The organism is Flavobacterium pectinovorum, assembly GCF_022802975.1.
GTDB lineage: Bacteria > Bacteroidota > Bacteroidia > Flavobacteriales > Flavobacteriaceae > Flavobacterium > Flavobacterium pectinovorum_B.
Window position 1 is genome coordinate 143,485 of the sequence record NZ_JAFEVZ010000008.1, and the last position, 20,308, is coordinate 163,792.

Genomic DNA, 20,308 nt, shown 5'->3' on the forward strand with positions numbered 1-20,308 from the left:
GTTCTAATACAGATAAAGCTCCTATAATATACATGTTGAAAAAAAATATTCTGTTTTTTTTGTTTTGTACTTCCGTTTCTTTTGGTCAAATAGGAGGGCGGTATGCATATCAATTTTTAAATTTAACAACTTCGCCAAGACAGGCGGCTTTGGGAGGAAAATCAATTACCATTTATGATGAAGATGTTAATCAGGTCATGTTTAATCCGGCAACGTTAAATGCAGATATGGACAATCAGCTGGCTATGAATTACGGTAATTATTATGGTGAAGCTTCTTACGGAACAGCTTCTTATGCTTATACTTACGACAGGCATTTGCAGACATTTTATGCCGGAATAAGCTATATAAATTACGGAATTTTTGAAGGGTATGATGAAAATGATCAGCCAACATCAAATTTTACAGGAAACGAAGGAGCACTTTCAGTAGGGTATGCATACAATATTCCATATACGGATATCCATTTTGGAGCAAATGTAAAGTTAATTACATCTACTTTAGAAAGTTATAATTCTGTAGGTGGTGCGTTAGATTTAGGATTTTTATTCATTGATGAAAGAAATGATGTAAACTGGGCATTGTCAATACGTAATATTGGAACTCAATTTACTACTTACTCAGGGTTAAAGGAAAAACTGCCGCTTGAGATTATTGCAGGTGTTTCTCAAGAATTAGATCACGTACCTATTAGATGGCATCTTTCTTTAGAAAATTTGCAACAATGGAATATTGCATTTTCTAATCCTGTTCGTGGAGAAGGTAATACTGATGGATCAACTAAGGAAGATAAAGTTTCATTTGTAAATAACGCTTTGAGACATGTAGTTTTTGGCGTAGAACTTTTTCCTAAAAAAGCATTTAATATCCGATTAGGATATAATTTCAGAAGAGCCGAAGAATTAAGAATTGAAGAACAACGAAATTTTTCAGGAGTTTCATTAGGTTTTGGATTAAAAATGAATCGATTAAAATTTAATTATTCGTATTCCAGATATACATTAGCAGCAAATACAAGTCTTTTTGGTTTAAATATTAATCTTCAATAGTGATTTTATATGAAAATATTTAATTTGATTTTGGTTGTAATAGTATCTGGTTTTTTTATCTGTGCAAAGCCTTATTTTAAAGATGAAGCTAATAGTCTTGAAATTGAAAGGATTAATTTTAGAATTGATGAAATGAAATCAATGCTGAATGTTAATTCTAAGTACAACACTAAAATTGCTTTTTTTATTGATATGAGAATTCCATCCGGAAAAAATCGTTTTTTCGTTTACGATCTACAGAATAATAAAATTTTAGATCAGGGTCTGGTAGCTCATGGCTGTGGCTCTGATACCGGAATTAAAGGCGAATTGAAATTTAGTAACATACCTAATTCCAACTGTACTTCGTTAGGAAGATATTCTATTGGAAATGATTATAATGGAATTTTCGGAAAAGCATATCGATTGTCTGGCTTAGACGAAACCAATAGTAATGCATTTAAAAGAGCGATTGTTTTGCATCATTATTCTGCAGTTCCATACGAAGAGCAAGATCATTATATTAGTCGCAGTCATGGCTGCCCAATGGTTAATGAACAATTTTTTAAAAGAATTGAAAAAATTATTGATGCTTCAAAATCAAACATCCTTTTAGATATTTATTATTAAAAATAAATAATAAAAACTCCTTAATTTAAAATTACCACTTTGAAAAATATTACCATTGCTATTGACGGCTTTTCATCAACCGGAAAAAGCACTTTAGCAAAACAGCTGGCCAAAGAACTTGCTTATGTTTATGTAGATACAGGTGCAATGTACAGGGCAGTTGCTCTTTTTGCAATGAATAACAGCTTGATTAAAGCTGATTTTTTTGACAAAAAAGCTTTGATTGATTCACTTCCAAAAATTCAATTAGAGTTTAAATTTAATTCAGATTTAGGTTTTGCAGAAATGTATCTGAATGGAGAAAATGTTGAAAAACAAATTCGTACGATAGAAGTTTCCAGTTTTGTGAGTAAAGTTGCCGAAGTCTCTGAAGTTCGCTCAAAATTAGTAGAACAACAACAGGAAATGGGGAAAAATAAAGCCATTGTTATGGATGGAAGAGATATTGGTACTGTGGTTTTTCCTGATGCAGAGCTTAAAATTTTCATGACTGCCAGTGCAGAAACCCGTGCACAAAGACGTTTTGATGAATTACAGCAAAAAGGTGATAATGTCTCTTATGAAGAGGTTTTAAAAAACGTGGTTGAAAGAGATTATATAGATACACACCGTGAAGATTCTCCATTGGTAATAGCAGACGATGCTATAGAAATTGATAATTCCTATTTAAATAGAGAAGAACAATTTGCTGCTGTTTTAGAATTGGTAAATGAGGTTGTTAAAACTGTTTAATTCTTTGTAGATTTCATTTTTAATGGTAGTTTTACCGCTTCATTTTATTTAAAGACAATTCATCGTATGGGAATTAAAAACAGATTAATTGTAATGAGTTTTCTTCAGTTTTTTGTTTGGGGAGCATGGCTTATTACTATTGGGAATTATTGGTTTGGAACTAAAAATTGGGAAGGAACTCAGTTCGGTTTGGTTTTCGGAACAATGGGGATTGCTTCTTTATTTATGCCAACTCTGACAGGTATTATTGCTGACAGATGGGTAAATGCCGAAAAATTATACGGAGGTCTGCATATTTTGTATGCTTTAGTTTTGTTTGGTATTGCTCAGATTACGACTCCTGAAAATTTTATTTATGTAATGCTGGCTGCAATGTGCTGTTACATGCCAACAATTGCCTTAAGTAATTCAATTTCATATACTTCTTTGAAATTAAACAATAAAAATGTTGTAAAAGATTTTCCTCCTATTCGTGTTTGGGGAACTGTAGGTTTTATTGCCGCCATGTGGATTACAAACTTAACAGGCAGTAAAGCAACAGAATATCAGTTTTATATTGCCGGAATTGGCGCTTTGATTTTAGGTTTTTATTCGTTTACATTACCAAAATGTGAACCGCAGCGTTTAACAAAAGAGGATGCTTCCTGGGTTGAGACTTTGGGTCTGGAATCTTTCAAATTGTTCGGAAATTATAAAATGGCATTGTTTTTTATCTTCTCCATGTTTTTGGGAGGAGCTTTACAATTAACGAATGCTTATGGAGATGTTTTTTTGGATGAATTTAAACACTTTCCTAAATATGCAGATTCGTTTGTAATAAAATATTCAACTATTATTATGTCAATTTCTCAGGTTTCTGAAACCTTGTTTATCTTGGCAATTCCATTTTTTTTAAGACGTTTCGGAATCAAACAGGTTATGTTGATAAGCATGCTGGCATGGGTTTTACGTTTTGGATTATTTGCTTTTGGAGATCCTGTTACAGGTTTATGGATGATAATTTTATCCTGTATTGTTTACGGAATGGCATTTGACTTTTTTAATATTTCAGGTTCGTTATTTGTAGAAAGCAATACTGACTCTAAAATTCGTTCTTCTGCTCAGGGATTATTTATGATGATGACTAATGGCGTTGGAGCCGTTTTGGGAAGTTTAACCTCTGGTTGGGCAATTGACAAATATTTTACAAAATCATTTTTGACGGTTAATGAACTTTCTACATTTTTACAGACAGATCCTTCTAATTCTAAAATGTTAGATTTTGTGAAATCTCAAGGGAATTCAATTTCTAATGATGGAATTTTTACTAATCCGGTTTTTATGAAAGACTGGCACTCTATATGGTTGTCTTTTGCAGCTTATGCTTTAATTATAGCAATTGCTTTTGCAATTTTGTTTAAACACAAACACGATCCTAAAGAATTAGAAAATATAGGGCATTAAATTATGCTATAATTATTAAAAAATAAATCCCACAAATTAAATGTAAAGTTTAATTTGTGGGATTTATTTTTTGATTCAAAACTTTATATTGACTTTTCGTATTTTTTAAGAGATAATAAAGCCTGCTCTTTTATTTTATTTTGAAAAAATCCTGTCCACCCTAATAAATATCCGGTAATTCCGAAAGCTTGTTTTGCCCATTTCCATACATCAAAATTATCAGTGTGTTTGATAATTAGTCCGTCCTGAAAGAGAAACTCAGCAGAAATTCGATTAACAACTTTCCGATTTGTTTTGCTAAAATTATAAGTAGCAACCCAACGGGCCGATCCTGAAAATTCATCGGCTTTTATATTTGAGAATTCAATTTTAATATTCCCCTTACTTTTTAAAAGCAGCATTTCCCACATTTTGGAAACCTGATTGCCTTTTAAAAGACCAAAAGCAGGATCTACAAAATGAACTTTAGGATGATAGCATTCGCTCATTGTTTTAGCATCTGCATTTGCAAATGCAGTATAAAATTTAATAATTAAATTTTCGTTAGGATTCATTTTTAACAAAATTAGGCTATAAAAGTAAGATTATTTTTGGTTTAATTAACGTTATAGAAGACTAATTGCTGCAGCTGTATCAAAAGATTTTTTAGATTTATCAAAAGCAGTCGAAAAATAATTTTTTCTGCTTATTGCTGTAAAATAACCGGTTTGGTTTCCAAAAGCATTAGAATTGCCAGTGACAATAAATCTAATTGCATGAATGTCGGTTTTTTTTAATTTTAAAAACTCAGCAGGAGTAAAATAATAATAAGAAGTAGTTTTTCCTTCTTCATTTTCCTTAATGTTTTTATCAACACAGGCAATCACATCAGCATTGACTAAATCAACATAAACACCTCCTGAAATTCGGGCTTTGTCATAGGCAGTAGCAATGGTCAGTTTTAAAATTCCTCCTTTATCCGTTTTTGCAATCTGTACATCAATTTCTCCTGTAAGAATATATTTTTCACAGATAAAAGTATAATTTTCAGTGGCAGGAAATGGTTTTGAGCCTTTTACACTTATGGTTTGTTGGGCATTCGCAAAAAATGAAATCAAAAGAAACGAAAAGAAGGATAATTTTAAAGTCATATGTGGTTAATTATTTAATTATTTTAGCATCAAATTTCTCATCCCAATCCATTGATTTTATGGCAGAAATTAAATTTTCCTGGTTTACAAAAACCCGAAGTTCTTTATTGGCAACCTTTTTTGTGTACAAAGCATGATAGCGGTAAATGGTTTCCTGTTTGGTTTTATAAACCCCGTCTAATTTCAAATCAATAAAGCTTCCATAATATTGTCGAAACCTTAAACAGGTTTTGGTTAAACGTTCTTCAGTCGTGTTTTCCATAACAGATTTCGTTACTTCAGTTTCATTAAAAGGTTTAAACTTTGATGTATTGCACGTTTCAAGAACTCTTTTTCCTAGTGAATAGGCTTTGTTTTGCTGGTTCGAATTTATTTCGGCTTCCAAAACTTTTTTAATTTTTAAATCTTCAGTATTTCTGCTGACCGTTTTGGACTTACAGCTTATTAATAACAACAAACATATAATCAATCCTGCTTTCTTCATAACTATTTATGTTATTTTTAATAATAAATTGGGATCGGGGCAGTTTTCTATATAAAAATTTAAATCCTTTGTGTTACAGACACCGGGATAATCACCCCAATAGTCTTCTATATTTTTAATAATTTGAAAATGTAAATGCGGTGCATAATCTCCGTTTACTTCTGAATTTCCTATTTTGGCCAGATGCTCTCCTTTTTTAAAAAAATTACCAACGCTAATCCCTTCTATACTTTCTAACGATAAATGCCCGTATAAAGTATAAAATTTTTGATTTTCAATTTCGTGCTCTAGAATTATCGTTGGACCATAATCACCTAAACCGGTATTGTTTTTAAAACTATGTATTTTTCCGTCAAGCGCCGTCAAAACAGAAGTGCCGGCTTTTATCCATAAATCGAGGCCAATATGAATATTGCGTTCAGGAATTAAATCGTTTTTAAAAATTGAACTTCGTTGATATAAAGTCCGTCCTTCAATATAACCTCCGTAAGCAACTTCGGCATTATTCTTTTTTAAATAATCAGTAATATATTTTTCAAAATCAGCTGAATTTCCAGATTTACTTCCGGTTAGATTCTGGTTGTTTACAGATAAATCTAAAGAGATGTATTTAGAGTAATCAATACTTGAATCGATAATTTTTGTTGGTGGTATATTTTTTAATATAGAAGCAAGAGGTTTCATAAATTAGAATTAGGCAACTTTTTCAATAATAATTAACTCGTTATGTTGCTCTACACGTGGCAGCATTTTAGTTAAATATAATTCAGTATTAATTTCTGAAATGTATTTACGATTCCTAATATTATGCTTTTCGTCAAGAATCATAGTGTTAAAAAGCACAAAACCCTGATTGTTTAAGATAGAAAAAACTCTTTCACTAAAAAAACGTTCAAATAAAAAGTTAGGCATATTGGTGTCTTCAAAAACATCAATAATAATAAGGTCGTATTGTTTTTTAGTTTTTAAAACAAATTCAAATGCATCATCGATAATGATTTCTAATTGCTTAATTTGAGAAAGGTTAAAATATTCATTTGCAATCTGAATCATATCAGCATCAATTTCGACTCCTGTTATTTTTCCTTTAAATTCAATTTCATCAACCAGGGTTTTTATAACGCTTCCTCCTGCAACTCCTAAAACCAATACATGATCCATTTCCTGAATAGTTTTAAAACCAATATTTTTTAAACCATACCTTAATATGCGCTGTAAACTTCCGTAAGAATAATTTGTGTTTTCTGAATCTAAAACTAATTCGCCGTTAGCCCACGTTACTTCAATAGTTTTACTGCGTATTGATTTTTTTTTAAATATTTTGATCGGAATTAAATAACTAAATATTTTTTGAATCATTTTTTGCACTTTTACCCAAATTTAGCATTAATTTTTTTTATTTTGTGCGAAATATGGAATTTTAATGAAGAAACAATTGTATAAATTTCTATTTTTTAAGCTAATGGGTTGGAAAATAGTAGGAATTGAAAATGCTGAAGTAAAAAAATGTGTGATGATGGTAATGCCACATACGAGTAATCATGATTTTTATTTGGGAATTTTTACAAGAGGAATATCTGGTTTAGAAATGAACTGGGTAGGAAAGAAAGAATTATTTAAATTTCCGTTTGGATATTATTTTAAAAGTGTTGGGGGTGAGCCATTAGACAGATCCGGAGGTTTGAATAAGGTTGATTCAATTGCGTCTATTTTTGAAAGAAGGGAAACTTTTCGACTAGCCGTTGCCCCGGAAGGTACCCGTAAAGAAGTAAAAGAAATTAGAAGCGGTTTTTATTATATTGCTCTTAAAGCGAATGTGCCTATCATTCCTGTTGCATTTGATTGGGCTAAAAAAGAAGTTAATTTAGGACAAGTATTTTGTCCAACGGGAGATTATGAAGCTGATTTATTTGTATTGAAAAGACATTATGAGGGTGTGATTGGTAAAATCCCTCAAAATGGATATATACTTTAATGGCATAGTTTTTCATCAGAATAGTTCTTGTGGTAAATTACTGCTCCATGCTTCCAATTAAATAAATTTGAAATTTCTTAAAACCATAATCCTGAAATTTTCGTAGATGTAATTAACCTTAAAATTATATATATGAAAAATCTATTTATTACGTCTGCTTTTTTAGTTTTGCTTTTCACTTCTTGTGATAACAATGATTCTGATGATAATAGTATCAAAGCAGAATCAACTTTGGTAACTTCAAGTAATACCTCCGGAAAAATTACTTACACAGATTTGCTTTCGACAACTTCAACAGTAAAATCTTTTACGATAGCCTCGTTAGATGCTGAAGGGATTTCATACAATAGTGATTCTGATGCTGTTGTTGTAGCTTCAAGAAGTAATAACAAGTTAGAGACCTATTCGGGAATTAAAAGTGCAATTAAAGCAGGAACAGACAATTTGACTTTATCGTTAAGTAGTCTAACCGGAGACTTTACAAATGCGAGAGAAACTGCAGTTTCAGGAGATATTATTGTAGTGGCTCAGGATCAATTGGCTTCAAACGGTATGGTAAACAAACTTTTTGTTTATAAAAAATCGTCAACAGGTTTTGCCCTGCAAAAAACTTTTACAACTGATTTTAAGCTTTGGGGAATTCATATTAACGGAAATGATTTATATGCTGTTGTCGATTTGACTGGTGATATTGTATTATTTAAAAATTTTATGAGTAATGCTTCTGGTACAATTGTGGCTACCAAACGTGTTACAATAGCAGGATTGGTTCGTACCCATGGAATTACTTATTCAGCTTCAGATGATGTAATGATCTTGACAGATGTTGCGAGTGCAGCTTCAGGAACTGATGGTGGATTGGTTATAATTAAAAATTTCTCAAGTGTTTTCAATTCAACTGCCGCAGCAGGCACAATTGCTTTAACAAATCAAATAAGAGTTTATGGGTCTAATTCTCTTTTAGGAAATCCGGTAGATGTTGCGTACGATAATGTAACAAAAAAGATTTATGTTGCCGAAAGGTTTAATGCAGGAGGAGAAGTTTTAACTTATAATTTTCCAACAGCATCTGGTGATTTTGCTCCGGTAAATGTAAGAGCAGAGGCAGGTGTAACTTCTGTTTTTGTTTTAAGAAAATAATTATTGATTTTTAATATTTTGGTTAGTAATGGTGACCTTATTTCAATATTTGAAGTAAGGTCATTTTTTTGTGTATGAGAAACGTTTAAATAAAAATATTTTTTATTTTTTCAAATACGCAAAATTTACAGATTTATGGAATGTAGGTTTTGAATGTTCCGTTTTTGTAAAAAAATACAATTTTTTCAATTTCGTTGTTTTCTGATTTTAGAATCATATTTTTTGTATCAGGAAAATTTTTAGACGTTATTTTTTCTTCAGACAAAATAGGTGGAGCAATTTCCGTTGTGTTTTCTTTTTTTGAAATTATGTCTTGATCATTGTTATTGTTTTTAGGAAAATTTCCTTTGCCACTTAAAATCCAATACAAGTCAACATCCGGAAAAACTTCCAAAATTTTCATTACAAAATCCAGGCTCGGTTTGTTTCTGCCAGATAGGAGATGAGACATGCTTGAACGCTGAACACCAATTTTATCTGCAAAAGAAGAAGCGTTCAGGGTGTAATAATCAAGTATAATTTCCAGTCTTTTTACAAAGTCGTCAATGTTTACCATTGTAAATTGTTGTTTTTTTAGTTTTGTATTTACAAATGTAAAAATTAAGAGGTTCTGATGTGATTTACAGTTGTAAAATTTAGTAATTGGTTAATTTTTTGTTAATTTAAAACTATATGTGATTGTTTTTAAAAATATGATTATCAATGTTTTTAATGTTGTTTTTAATCTTAATTTGTTTTTTATCAACAGGTTTCTTGTTTTTCTTTTTAAAAGAATTTAATCTGTTTACATTCTTAACTCTTAAATAGTGTTATTAGTTTACATTTGTAAAAATAAAGATTTTTACTTTTGTGAACTAATCAAAAAGCAAATGAATTTAGAAGCAATTTTCAATCAATACAAAGAGCAGTCAATAGCCGGGAGGTATTTAACTTTAGAACATATTCAGTCTTTATTAGATAAAATCAATACTAATAACCAGATTAAGATTATTGGGAAATCGGTTTTGGATAAACCTATATATAGTTATGAAATTGGTTCTGGAGAAACGCGGATTTATCTGTGGTCTCAAATGCATGGAAACGAAAGCACTACAACAAAAGCATTATTTGATTTTATTAATGTTTTGAATGGCGGTTCTGAGTTTGCTCAAAACATGCTCAAAACATTTACTTTTTATTGTATACCAATTCTGAATCCGGATGGAGCCGCATTATACACACGTGCTAATGCAAATAAAATTGACCTGAATCGTGATTCGCAGGATCTGACCCAGCCTGAAAGCAGGATTTTGCGTGAGGTTTTCGAAAAATTTAAACCTCATTATTGTTTTAATCTTCACGATCAGCGTACTATTTTTGGAGCTGGTGAGACAGGGAAGCCGGCAACTGTTTCGTTTTTGGCGCCTTCTTATAATGAAGAAAGAGAGATTAATGAAAATAGATTAAAAGCTATTAATTTGATTGCAGTAATTAATGATGAGCTTCAAAAGTATATACCAGGGCAAGTAGGGCGTTTTGATGATTCCTTTAATATTAATTGTATAGGAGATACTTTTCAGTATTTGGGAGTGCCGACAATTTTGTTTGAAGCAGGGCATTTTCAAGATGATTATTCGAGAGAAGTAACCAGAAAGTTTATATTCTTTTCGCTTGTTACAAGTTTCAAAGCGCTTTTCGAAAACGATATAGTTGATAATAGGATTAATGATTATTTGAATATTTCACAAAATAAAGTGGTTTTTTATGATTTTATGTATAAAAATGTCAAGATAAATTATGATGGTATCGAAATTATTACGAATTTTGTCGCTCAATACAAAGAGGAATTGATTGACAGCAAGATTCAATTTAATGCTTATATAGTTGAAGTAGGGGAATTAGAAAATTATTTTGGACATTATGTCTACGATGCAAAAGGCGCTGCATACTCAGATGATTTTACCAATTTTCCGAAAACGGATCAAAAAGCAGACTTTTATTTAAATAAAAACGTTAAATTTGTTAACGGATTGATAAAAAGTTAAATTTTATGTGAATTTCTTGTTTTTTATATATATTTTTATACTTTGTAATACAAATTAGTAATATTAATTAAAGAATTATGAGTAAATTTCGTTTAGATGAAGTAGATCACCAGATTTTAGATATGTTAATAGACAACACGAGAGTTCCGTTTACTGACATTGCAAAAAAATTGTTGATTTCTGCCGGAACTGTACATGTTAGAGTAAAAAAAATGGAGGATGCCGGAATCATCATGGGATCTTCATTAGCCTTGGATTACGATAAATTAGGGTATTCATTTATTGCTTATGTAGGAGTGTTTCTTAATAATACATCTCAGACAAAATTTGTATTAGAGCGAATTAATCAAATTCCTTTCGTAACAGTTGCGTCTGTAACTACAGGGAAATTTAATATTTTTTGCAAAATTAGAGCTAAAGACACTAAGCATGCCAAAGAAGTTATTTTTATGATTGATGATATCGAAGGAGTTTACAGAACTGAAACAATGATTTCATTAGAAGAAAGCATTAATGATAAGAAGCGTTTGATGCATACTATTTTCAAAAATATGTAATATTTTCTTGAATGCTATATTATAAAATATAACCTCAAGTTTTCTTGGGGTTTTTTTATGACTAATTAACCAAAACAACTATAAAAGGATTATGTACACGTTGCCAAAAATAGAACGTTTCAATCAGGATGTTCTCTCTAAATATCATATTTATAATAGTGTTTTTATAACATTACCCTTCGATTCTATTGATAATACAGGGGTTTTGCTTCCGTTGTTTACGGAAACATGTGAAACGGGGTTTAAAAAACAGGAAACTCCAAAAGAAATTTTTGACTTTTTCTCAAATAAATTTTTAAATAACGTTTCGGAAACAGAGAAAATAGATTTGATGTTTCGGTTTATTCAATATATAGAGCGTCAGATTGTATTATTTGATGCTATTGAAGATGCAGCTTTTCCTGTCGTAAATAATATGGAAGGGCGAGGTTCGCTTCGGGATATTAAAGAAAAATCAGATGCCAAAGAAAAAGATGAGGAATTAATTGATTTTCTTGAGAATTTTAATGTTAGAACTGTTTTAACTGCACATCCTACGCAGTTTTATCCGGGTCCTGTTTTGGGGATAATAAATGATTTGACTGAGGCAATCAGACAGAATGATTTGTTGAAAATAAAGCAGTTATTGGCTCAATTAGGAAAAACTCCTTTTATACAAAATGAAAAGCCGAATCCGTACGATGAAGCGGTAAGTTTGATTTGGTATTTGGAAAATGTATTCTATGAAACGGCTGGAGAAATAGTTCATTATTTGCAAAAAAATATTCTTCATGGAGAAGCGATTCAGAATCAGTTAATAAAACTTGGTTTCTGGCCGGGAGGTGATCGAGATGGAAATCCGTTTGTGACTACAGATATTACATTAAAAGTTGCGGAGCGTTTGCGTACTTCGATTTTAAAATGTTATTATGTTGAAATGCGTAACTTAAAAAGAAAGTTAACTTTCTCAGGTGTAGATACTTTAGTTGCTGAACTTGAATATAAACTTTATAGATCTGTTTTTTATTCTAAAGGAGAAATTTATATCACTTTAGAGGAATTACTGACTCAGTTAAATAAAATCAGAGCCATAATTGTCGAAAAGCATCAGTCTTTGTACTTAGATGAATTAGAAGCTTTGCTGGTTAAGATTAATTTGTTTGGTTTTCATTTTGCTACTTTAGATATACGTCAGAACAGTAAAATTCACAATGCTGTTTTTCACGATGTGGTAAATTATTATTTAAATTCAGATTCAAAAATATTCCCTGAAAATTATTTCGATTTATCTGAAGATGAAAAATTAGTTGTTTTATCAAAGGTGAAAGGTAATCTGAATCCGGCTGATTTTGATAATGAAATAACCAAGCTAACGTTAGAGTCTGTTCAGGCTATTAAAACCATTCAGGAGAATAATGGTGAATTTGGTGCAAATCGTTATATTATTAGTAACAACGAAAGTGCATTGAATGTAATGGAAACTTTTGCAATGATTCGTTTGAATAATTGGGAAAATCCAACAGTTGATATTATTCCGCTTTTTGAATCAGTTGATGATTTACAAAATGCGCATTCAATAATGGAACAATTATATACAAATCCTGAATATGCAGCGCATTTAAAATCTCGTGACAACAAACAGACTATCATGCTTGGTTTCTCTGACGGAACAAAAGATGGAGGTTATTTAATGGCAAACTGGAGTATTTATCAGGCAAAAATTGAACTTACACAAATTTCAAGAAAATATGGTATAAAAGCTATTTTCTTTGATGGTCGTGGAGGCCCTCCTGCTCGTGGTGGTGGAAAAACGCACAAATTCTATGCGTCTCTAGGGCCTAAAATTGAGAACAACGAAATTCAGATTACTGTACAGGGACAAACTATTAGTTCTAATTTTGGAACTTTAGATTCATGTCGTTACAATATCGAAAATTTACTAAGTGCAGGAGTTACTAATCAGGTTTTTAGTAAAGAGAAAAATGAATTAAGTGCTGAAGAAACAGCTATTTTGACTCAATTGGCAGGTTTAGGATATGATAAATACTTAAGTTTTAAAAACCACCCTAAATTTATCCCGTATTTGGAAAAAATGAGTACGTTAAAATATTACTCTAAAACGAACATTGGAAGCCGCCCATCTAAAAGAAGTAAATCTGAACAGTTAGATTTTGCCGATTTAAGAGCAATTCCTTTTGTAGGTTCATGGAGTCAATTAAAGCAAAATGTACCAGGATTTTTTGGCGTAGGGTCGGCTTTAAAACATTTTGAAGATACCAATCAATGGGATAAAGTAAGTGATTTGTACCACAATTCATTATTCTTTAAAACACTTTTAGAGAATAGTATGATGTCGTTGGCGAAATCGTTTTTACCATTGACGGCTTATATGAGAAAAGATCCTGAATTTGGTGAATTCTGGCAAATTATCTATGATGAATTCTTAGAAACGGAACGTCTCTTGCTTAAAATTGCAGGTCATAAAACACTAATGGAAAATTACCCTGATGGTAAAGCTTCTATTCAAATAAGAGAGCGTATTGTGTTGCCTTTGTTAACAATACAGCAATATGCTTTGTTAAGAATTAATGAATTGAATAAGGAAAAGGTAGTTGATCAGGATCTGATTAAAGTATATGAGAAAATTGTAACCCGCTCATTGTTCGGTAATACAAATGCAAGTAGAAATTCAGCTTAAATTTTAAATTTATGATAGCTTCAGATTTACCAACAAATGAATATTCTGTTTTTAATGCGACTTATATTAAAGCTGCTGGTGATAAAACATTAGTACAAGGTTTAATAAATGGATTGCCTCAACTGGTTAATTTTATAAAAAATATTCCAATTGAAAAATTGGAATATCGTTATGCGGAAGGTAAATGGACAATTAAAGATATTGTGCTTCACATGATAGATACTGAGCGTATTTTTGCTTATCGTGCTTTAAGAATCAGTAGGGGAGATAAAACTCCTTTGCCTGGTTTTGAAGAAAATGATTATGTGCCGTTTGCATTTGCCAATACTCGTTCGATTGAAAGTTTATTAGCTGAATATGAAAACGCCAGAAAAGCAACTATTAGTTTTTTTGAAAGCCTGAATGAAGAACAGCTTTTGTTTGTAGGAACAGCTTCGAATACTGCTATTTCTGTAAGGGCAATTGGGTTTATTATTACAGGTCACCAAAATCATCATTTGAGAGTGATTTCAGAAAGATATTTGTAATTTTTAGTCTAAAGCACGTTTTGTTACATATGCCCGATAACCAATAATTGCCATTTGCCATTTTTTTGCTTTTGCAATATCTAAACCTTGTTTGGTAAAACTTGGTAAAATGATTTTATTAATTTTGGCTAAAATTTTAAACATAGAGATTAATTTTTCTCAAAGATATAAAAAAAGACTTTGCTGTTAAGTAAAGTCTTTTTTGTGTTTTTATATAAATCGTCTACGATTTTTGATTTTCTTTTTCTAATTTTTTCATTTCTTTTTCGTGAAGCTTCATATTCTTCTCGTATATTTTCATGTCTTTTTCATATTGTTTCATGTTCTTTTCGTACTCTTTTGAGTCTTTACCGTATTTTGTTTCAACTTCTTCAGTGAATTTCTCCATGTCTGCATTGAATTTTTCCATGGCTATTTCGTATTTCTCCATTTCTTTTTCAAAAATAGCTTCGCGTTTAGACATGATTTCTTCAACTTGTTTTTCGTAAGCAGACATATCCGGTTCAAAAGCTTCCATTTTTTTCTCAAACTCCACCATTTCTTTTTCAAATTTACTCATAGCGACTTTGTCCTTATGATTAGTTGGTGGAACTGGAGGTTTTGGCATTTTTGACATATCCGGTACCGGAGCCTGTGGCATTGGACCTGTTGGAAATGCAGGCGGAGTAGGAGGAACAGGAGTTGTTATGGTTGAAATGGTATTTATCTTGACAGGATTTTTTTCATTTATAATAAGATTATCTCCAACAACTATTGGCTTATCCATTCCGCCATCGGTAATAATATTTATTTTTTTGTTGTTATTATCATCAACTGAAATAACGATTCCACAGCTTTTAATTGCATTATCACCCTCAATTTGGATAGTTTGATCTCTCCCGGTACCTTTCTCAACATCAACTTTGATTGCTGTTAATTGATTATTTGAGTTTCTTTTTACTTCAGAAATTTCAATATCTACATTATGAATCTTTTTTAGTTTTACAGTCATTTCTTTTAATTCTTCGTCTGTTGTTGTGTTTTTAATTTTGTAAACATCAACAGACTGAATTTTTTTATTGATTTCCTGAGCTTCTTTTTTCTCTTGGGCAATGGTTTTTATCTGAAATAAAAGTACAAATGCTACAAGTGCCGGAAGTATGGCATAATACTTCCAGTAATTTCTCTTTCTTGATTGATTTTTGTTTAACATGACAATTCGTTTTTTGATTAATGATTGATAAAAATGATTGGTAATGGCTACACAACTCTCGTGTGTAGTTATTTTTAAAAGCGTGTATTGGTAGGCTTTTTTGTCTGATATTTTTTTAGCGGCCTCGTTGTCGGCAATAAATTCAAGATTTTGTAAAATAGCTTTTTTGTACAGCCAAATAATTGGGTTAAACCAAAACAACACACAAAACACTCTGGAAATTAATACATCGACAGTATGATTTTGATCGCTGTGTACTTTTTCGTGTTCAATAATGTTTTCTAATTCTGCTGCTGTGTACATTGATGAGTTGTACACGATGTAATCAAAATAAGAAAATGGCGCAATGTTTTCAGATACATCAATAAATTTGAAATCTGCTTGCTGTTGTATTTTTTTGCCTTTTAAAACTGAATTTAAACTATAAAAATCAACAGCAAATTTCATTATAAGCGTAAAAAATCCAATACAGTAAATAGAAAGCACTACATAATTCCAATTGATTTCAAATGATTCTTGATGAATCGTTTGAGCTATAAAACTTTGCGGATAATTAACAGTTGAAACCGGAATAGGGTCAATCCAGACAACTTTTGTATAAACCAGAAATGGAAGAATTAGTGACGTGGCTAAACCTGTCAGTAAAAACCATCTGTTGCTGTTAAAAAAAGTTTCTTTGCGTAATAAAAAATAATAAGCACAATAAAATAATAGGATTAACCCGGATGATTTTGCGATATAAATGAAAAGCGCTTCCATAAATAATTATTTTTCTTCTTTTGGTGTTTCAATCATAGCTAAGATTTCGCGTAATTCGGCTGCAGAGATTTTTTCTTCCTTGGCAAAAAATGAAACCATATTTTTGTAAGAACTGTTGAAATAATTATCAATTGCAGTTTTCATATATTTTTTGCTATACGCTTCCAGACTTATTATTGGGTAATATTGATGTGTATTTCCAAAAGCATTATGTCCTACAAATCCTTTTTCTTCCAGATTTCGAACAATTGTAGAAAGTGTATTGTAATGCGGTTGATCTTCAGTTATTTCTGCCTGAACTTCTTTTACGAAAGCTTTTTTCAGCTTCCATAAAACATGCATGATTTCTTCTTCTTTGTTTGTTAATTTTTGCATGATTTGAGTATTGTGGTTTATTCGAATTTATTTTTTGGTAGTGATTTCAAGTACGCCATTTTTTCCTTTATCACCATATTTTATAGTAGAAGCAGGGGTTTTTAACACGTTTATTTGTTCAATTTTTTGAGGGTCTAAATCATCAGGATTTTTATTTGTGATTTTTCCATCTATTACAACTAATGGTTTTTCAGAGCTTTTGATATTTATTTTATCAGATGAAATGACCACTGAATTATCTTTTCTTGTTTGTATTTTTACACTTGAAGACTGCTCATTATTTTCGGTCAAATGTTTTGTAGTAATTTCGATAACACCATTTTTTCCGATTGTACCATATTTGTCTTCAGCAGATTTTCCTTTTATTACATTAACACTTGTAATTTCGTTAGTTGGAATATCATTAATATCTACGTTTGAATTTGTTTGAATTCCATTAATTATAATAATAGGTTTTGCTTCTGTTTTTGTTGAAATTCTTACTGTGTTTCCATTTGTGTTTACAGAAGTATTTGTATTAACATTTGTAGCAATGCTTGTGTTAGCATCAGAATTAGCTTTACTATTATTGTTTGTATTAGAAGTTTGAGTATTCTTAATTTTTATTAAAATGTCTTTAGCTTCTGTTTTATTGCTAATTACAGTAGGCTGTGTATCAGTAAAATTAAATGAAATGATTCCGTTTTTGTCTTTAATGATAATAATTCCAATTTTTTCGATTCCATTAGATGTTAGCGATTTCTTTGATTTAGTAACTTTTTTTTCATCTTTTAAATCGACATTGATAGAAGTAATTTCATTTTTAGAGTTTCTCTCCAGTTCTGAAATAGTGGTAGAAATACTAAATTTTTCTTTTAAAGTTTTTACTCTTTGGTCTATATCAGCATCTGTACTGTTTTTATCTATTGTAAATACATCTACCGATTCAACTTTGTCAGGATTTATTTTTTCAATTATGCCCGGACCTTTTTCTTGGGCGACAGTTTCAATTTGAAATAAAATTACAAATGCTGTAAGTGCCGGAATTACAACATAGTATTTCCAGGAATTTCTTTTGTTTGATTGATTTTTGTTTAACATGACGATTCGTTTTTTGATTAATGATTGATAAAAATGATTGGTAATGGCAACACAATTTTCATGAGTTGTTATTTTTAAAAGGGTGTATTGATAAGCCTTTTTGTCTGAAATTTTTTTAGCAGCTTCTTTGTCGGCAATAAATTCAAGGTTTTGAATAATTGCTTTTTTGTAAAGCCAAAGTATTGGATTGAACCAAAATATCAGACAAAAAAATCTGGAAAGCAGCACATCAATAGTGTGATTTTGGTCGCTGTGTACTTTTTCATGTTCAAGAATATTTTCTAATTCGGATTCCGTGTACATTGAAGAGTTGTATACGATATTTTGAAAATAAGAAAAGGGAGAAATATTTTCAGTTACATCGATAAATTTATAGTCTGCCTGCTGTTGTATTTTTTTTCCTTTTAAAATTGTATGCAAACTGTAAAAATCTATTACAAATTTTATAAGAGAAACAATAAAGCCAATACTGTAAATGATTAGGATGATATAATTCCAGTTTATTTCAAGAGATTCTTCTTTATTTATTTGAGGAATAGTTAATTCAGACAAGTTTAAATTATCTAACGTGGCAGGTTCTATCCAGATAGTTTTTGTGTAAACAAAAAAAGGCAGCGCTATCGAAGTTATCAATCCGGTCAATAAAAACCAGCGGTTGCTGTTGAAAAAAGTTTCTTTGCGCAGTAAAAAATAGTAAGCACAATAAAACAATATAACTAACCCGGATGATTTTGCGATATAAATAAAAAGTGCTTCCATAAATAATTATTTTTTTTCTGTTGGAGATTCGATCATAGCTAAGATTTCACGTAATTCGGCTGCGGATATTTTTTCTTCTTTAGCAAAAAATGAAACCATATTTTTATAAGAACTGTTGAAATAATTATCAATTGCAGTTTTCATGTATTTTTTGCTATATGCTTCGAGGCTTATTGTAGGATAATATTGGTGGGTATTTCCAAAAGCATTATGTGCCACAAAACCTTTTTCTTCCAGATTTCGAATAATAGTTGAAAGAGTATTGTAATGAGGCTGGTCTTCAATAATTTCTGCCTGGACTTCTTTTACGAATGCTTTTTTGAGCTTCCATAAAATATGCATAATTTCTTCTTCTTTATTAGTTAATTTTTGCATGTGGTTTAATTTTAAATCAAACCTACAACTATTTTTTTAGTTATACAACTATAAAAATAGTTATTTAACTAAAAAAGAAGTTTTGCTTTTGATTTTGAAGAAGAAATGTTATTCTGTTTTTACTTTAATAGTCTTAATTACAGTTTTTTGGTGATTTTTTCATGAAGCTTTTTCCAGAATCAGAGCATTCTTAATCCATAAGCAACAAAATGTAGCTATTACACCAATGCAGGCCATAAAAAACCAATTAACCTGATATCCAAATCGTGTAATAATTTCAAAACCTACTTTTGAACTTATGATGTGGGCCAGACTAAAGCTCATAGTATAAAGCGCCATATATTGTCCTTCCTGACCTCGCGGAGCACGGCTTAAGGCAAAAGCATTAGAAAAAGGAAAGGCGAGGATTTCTCCCAGAGATATGCAAATCATACTAATAATTAGAATTCCTGCCCAAACATTAATTAGTAGTAGAAAAAAACTTAGCGACATAATAAAGGAGCCCCAAATAATGATTTTTATTTTCGGAATACCTTTTCTTTCCATAAACCCAACAGTAGGCATTTCTAAGGCGAAAATCAGCAATCCATTTAAGGTCATTAATAGACCGGTTTGAAATTCTGTTAAACCAAATTTCTCATTGTGATATAATGGTAAAGTAGTAAAAAGCTGGAAAAAGATCATAGCAGTCACAAAACTCACAAATAAGAAAACCCAAAATATTCTGTCTTTAAATACTGATTTTTTCTCTGCTGCACTTTCAATTTTATCTTCATATATAATTTTTTTCTTTTCTTTTACCAGTAAAGCAAAAATTGAAATAGAAATGATGCAGGAAAGGCCATCAACCCAAAAGAGTCCCTGGTATCCTATTCCCATAATAATCAGACCTCCCAAAGCAGGACCGGCAGCAAAACCTAAATTTACAGCTAAACGAACTAATGTTAAGGCTCGTGTTCTGTTTTCGGGCTTTGCATACGCACCAAGTGAAACAAACATTGCAGGTCTAAACATATCTGCAATTGCCATTAAACAAAACATTCCTATACAAAGTCCGAAAAAAGTAGTGATATATTGAATTAAAAACATGGAAATTCCAGTAGTAAACAAACTAAAAATCATGATTTTATAAAAACCTATTCTATCGGATAATTTTCCTCCCAGCCAGGATCCCAGCATTGAGCCTAATCCAAATGCAACCATAATCCAGCCAACCTGATTATAGGTAAAATGAAGGTCTTCTTTTAAATATTTTGATAAAAAAGGCAATACCATTGTGCCTGCACGATTAATAAAAGTAATAATGGCAAGTATCCATATTTCTCGTCTAAATCCTCTAAAATTGTTGATGTAATGGTGAAAAGCGTTTTTTAACATTATATGGAAGTTGTTTTTCAACAAAGTTAGAAAACTTTGTAACG

22 protein-coding genes are annotated in these 20,308 nt (G+C 30.9%); 10 read left to right on the top strand and 12 right to left on the bottom strand.

What is annotated here, in order from left to right:
* Positions 1-32: 32 nt before the first annotated feature.
* The 4 genes from porQ (at position 33) to FLV_RS13135 (ending at position 3,833) form a co-directional block, all read left to right on the top strand.
* Positions 33-1,049 carry a type IX secretion system protein PorQ gene (gene porQ / locus FLV_RS13120; RefSeq protein ID WP_243234477.1) on the top strand — a complete coding sequence of 339 codons (1,017 nt, stop codon included), beginning with the start codon at positions 33-35 and terminating at the stop codon, positions 1,047-1,049.
* A gap of 9 nt (positions 1,050-1,058) precedes the next feature.
* Entirely contained in the window at positions 1,059-1,658 is a 600-nt protein-coding gene (locus FLV_RS13125) for a murein L,D-transpeptidase catalytic domain-containing protein (RefSeq protein WP_243234478.1), read from the top strand.
* Between the two features lie 39 nt (positions 1,659-1,697).
* Positions 1,698-2,390 carry a (d)CMP kinase gene (gene cmk / locus FLV_RS13130; protein WP_243234479.1) on the top strand — a complete coding sequence of 231 codons (693 nt, stop codon included), beginning with the start codon at positions 1,698-1,700 and terminating at the stop codon, positions 2,388-2,390.
* A 66-nt stretch (positions 2,391-2,456) separates the two neighbouring features.
* The gene (locus FLV_RS13135; protein ID WP_243234480.1) at positions 2,457-3,833 is read left to right on the top strand and encodes a nucleoside permease; all 1,377 of its coding nucleotides are present in this window, start codon (positions 2,457-2,459) and stop codon (positions 3,831-3,833) included.
* Between the two features lie 83 nt (positions 3,834-3,916).
* Here the strand turns inward: FLV_RS13135 and FLV_RS13140 are convergent, their stop codons facing one another.
* The 5 genes from FLV_RS13140 to FLV_RS13160 are packed head-to-tail and all read right to left on the bottom strand — an operon-like array spanning position 3,917 to position 6,806.
* Complete coding sequence (locus FLV_RS13140; protein WP_243234481.1) at positions 3,917-4,387, bottom strand: nuclear transport factor 2 family protein; 471 nt, start codon at positions 4,385-4,387, stop codon at positions 3,917-3,919.
* Positions 4,388-4,438: 51 nt separating this feature from the next.
* Complete coding sequence (locus tag FLV_RS13145) at positions 4,439-4,963, bottom strand: hypothetical protein (protein ID WP_243234482.1); 525 nt, start codon at positions 4,961-4,963, stop codon at positions 4,439-4,441.
* 10 nt (positions 4,964-4,973) lie between these two features.
* Positions 4,974-5,447, bottom strand: coding sequence for a hypothetical protein (locus tag FLV_RS13150; protein WP_243234483.1), 474 nt, complete (start codon positions 5,445-5,447; stop codon positions 4,974-4,976).
* 6 nt (positions 5,448-5,453) lie between these two features.
* The gene (locus FLV_RS13155) at positions 5,454-6,131 is read right to left on the bottom strand and encodes a peptidoglycan DD-metalloendopeptidase family protein (protein ID WP_243234484.1); all 678 of its coding nucleotides are present in this window, start codon (positions 6,129-6,131) and stop codon (positions 5,454-5,456) included.
* Between the two features lie 9 nt (positions 6,132-6,140).
* Complete coding sequence (locus FLV_RS13160; RefSeq protein ID WP_243234485.1) at positions 6,141-6,806, bottom strand: spermidine synthase; 666 nt, start codon at positions 6,804-6,806, stop codon at positions 6,141-6,143.
* Between the two features lie 103 nt (positions 6,807-6,909).
* Between FLV_RS13160 and FLV_RS13165 the strand changes: the two genes are divergently transcribed.
* Both FLV_RS13165 and FLV_RS13170 read left to right on the top strand, forming a co-directional pair.
* The gene (locus FLV_RS13165; RefSeq protein ID WP_243234486.1) at positions 6,910-7,422 is read left to right on the top strand and encodes a 1-acyl-sn-glycerol-3-phosphate acyltransferase; all 513 of its coding nucleotides are present in this window, start codon (positions 6,910-6,912) and stop codon (positions 7,420-7,422) included.
* Between the two features lie 132 nt (positions 7,423-7,554).
* Positions 7,555-8,562, top strand: a complete 1,008-nt coding sequence (locus FLV_RS13170; RefSeq protein WP_243234487.1) for a hypothetical protein — start codon at positions 7,555-7,557, stop codon at positions 8,560-8,562.
* Positions 8,563-8,695: 133 nt separating this feature from the next.
* On the opposite strand, the gene FLV_RS13175 is transcribed toward FLV_RS13170, so the two are convergent.
* Positions 8,696-9,118 carry a helix-turn-helix domain-containing protein gene (locus tag FLV_RS13175; protein ID WP_243234488.1) on the bottom strand — a complete coding sequence of 141 codons (423 nt, stop codon included), beginning with the start codon at positions 9,116-9,118 and terminating at the stop codon, positions 8,696-8,698.
* Positions 9,119-9,431: 313 nt separating this feature from the next.
* Between FLV_RS13175 and FLV_RS13180 the strand changes: the two genes are divergently transcribed.
* From FLV_RS13180 to FLV_RS13195, 4 genes are all read left to right on the top strand, one after another.
* The gene (locus FLV_RS13180; protein WP_243234489.1) at positions 9,432-10,586 is read left to right on the top strand and encodes a M14 metallopeptidase family protein; all 1,155 of its coding nucleotides are present in this window, start codon (positions 9,432-9,434) and stop codon (positions 10,584-10,586) included.
* Positions 10,587-10,663: 77 nt separating this feature from the next.
* The gene (locus tag FLV_RS13185) at positions 10,664-11,143 is read left to right on the top strand and encodes an Lrp/AsnC family transcriptional regulator (protein WP_007805990.1); all 480 of its coding nucleotides are present in this window, start codon (positions 10,664-10,666) and stop codon (positions 11,141-11,143) included.
* A gap of 91 nt (positions 11,144-11,234) precedes the next feature.
* The gene (locus tag FLV_RS13190; RefSeq protein WP_243234490.1) at positions 11,235-13,820 is read left to right on the top strand and encodes a phosphoenolpyruvate carboxylase; all 2,586 of its coding nucleotides are present in this window, start codon (positions 11,235-11,237) and stop codon (positions 13,818-13,820) included.
* An 11-nt stretch (positions 13,821-13,831) separates the two neighbouring features.
* Positions 13,832-14,347, top strand: a complete 516-nt coding sequence (locus FLV_RS13195) for a DinB family protein (RefSeq protein ID WP_243234491.1) — start codon at positions 13,832-13,834, stop codon at positions 14,345-14,347.
* Between the two features lie 3 nt (positions 14,348-14,350).
* Here FLV_RS13195 and FLV_RS13200 read toward each other — a convergent pair whose 3' ends face one another.
* The 6 genes from FLV_RS13200 to FLV_RS13225 all read right to left on the bottom strand — a co-directional run bounded on the left by FLV_RS13200 (position 14,351) and on the right by FLV_RS13225 (position 20,264).
* Positions 14,351-14,491 carry an SsrA-binding protein gene (locus tag FLV_RS13200; RefSeq protein ID WP_243234492.1) on the bottom strand — a complete coding sequence of 47 codons (141 nt, stop codon included), beginning with the start codon at positions 14,489-14,491 and terminating at the stop codon, positions 14,351-14,353.
* A gap of 79 nt (positions 14,492-14,570) precedes the next feature.
* Positions 14,571-16,298, bottom strand: a complete 1,728-nt coding sequence (locus FLV_RS13205; RefSeq protein ID WP_243234493.1) for a M56 family metallopeptidase — start codon at positions 16,296-16,298, stop codon at positions 14,571-14,573.
* Positions 16,299-16,304: 6 nt separating this feature from the next.
* Entirely contained in the window at positions 16,305-16,673 is a 369-nt protein-coding gene (locus FLV_RS13210; protein ID WP_243234494.1) for a BlaI/MecI/CopY family transcriptional regulator, read from the bottom strand.
* A gap of 27 nt (positions 16,674-16,700) precedes the next feature.
* Positions 16,701-18,512: a M56 family metallopeptidase gene (locus FLV_RS13215; protein ID WP_243234495.1), complete on the bottom strand. Its 1,812-nt coding sequence runs from the start codon at positions 18,510-18,512 to the stop codon at positions 16,701-16,703.
* A 6-nt stretch (positions 18,513-18,518) separates the two neighbouring features.
* Positions 18,519-18,887: a BlaI/MecI/CopY family transcriptional regulator gene (locus FLV_RS13220; protein ID WP_243234496.1), complete on the bottom strand. Its 369-nt coding sequence runs from the start codon at positions 18,885-18,887 to the stop codon at positions 18,519-18,521.
* A 159-nt stretch (positions 18,888-19,046) separates the two neighbouring features.
* Positions 19,047-20,264 carry an MDR family MFS transporter gene (locus FLV_RS13225; RefSeq protein WP_243234497.1) on the bottom strand — a complete coding sequence of 406 codons (1,218 nt, stop codon included), beginning with the start codon at positions 20,262-20,264 and terminating at the stop codon, positions 19,047-19,049.
* Between the last annotated feature and the right edge of the window lie 44 nt (positions 20,265-20,308).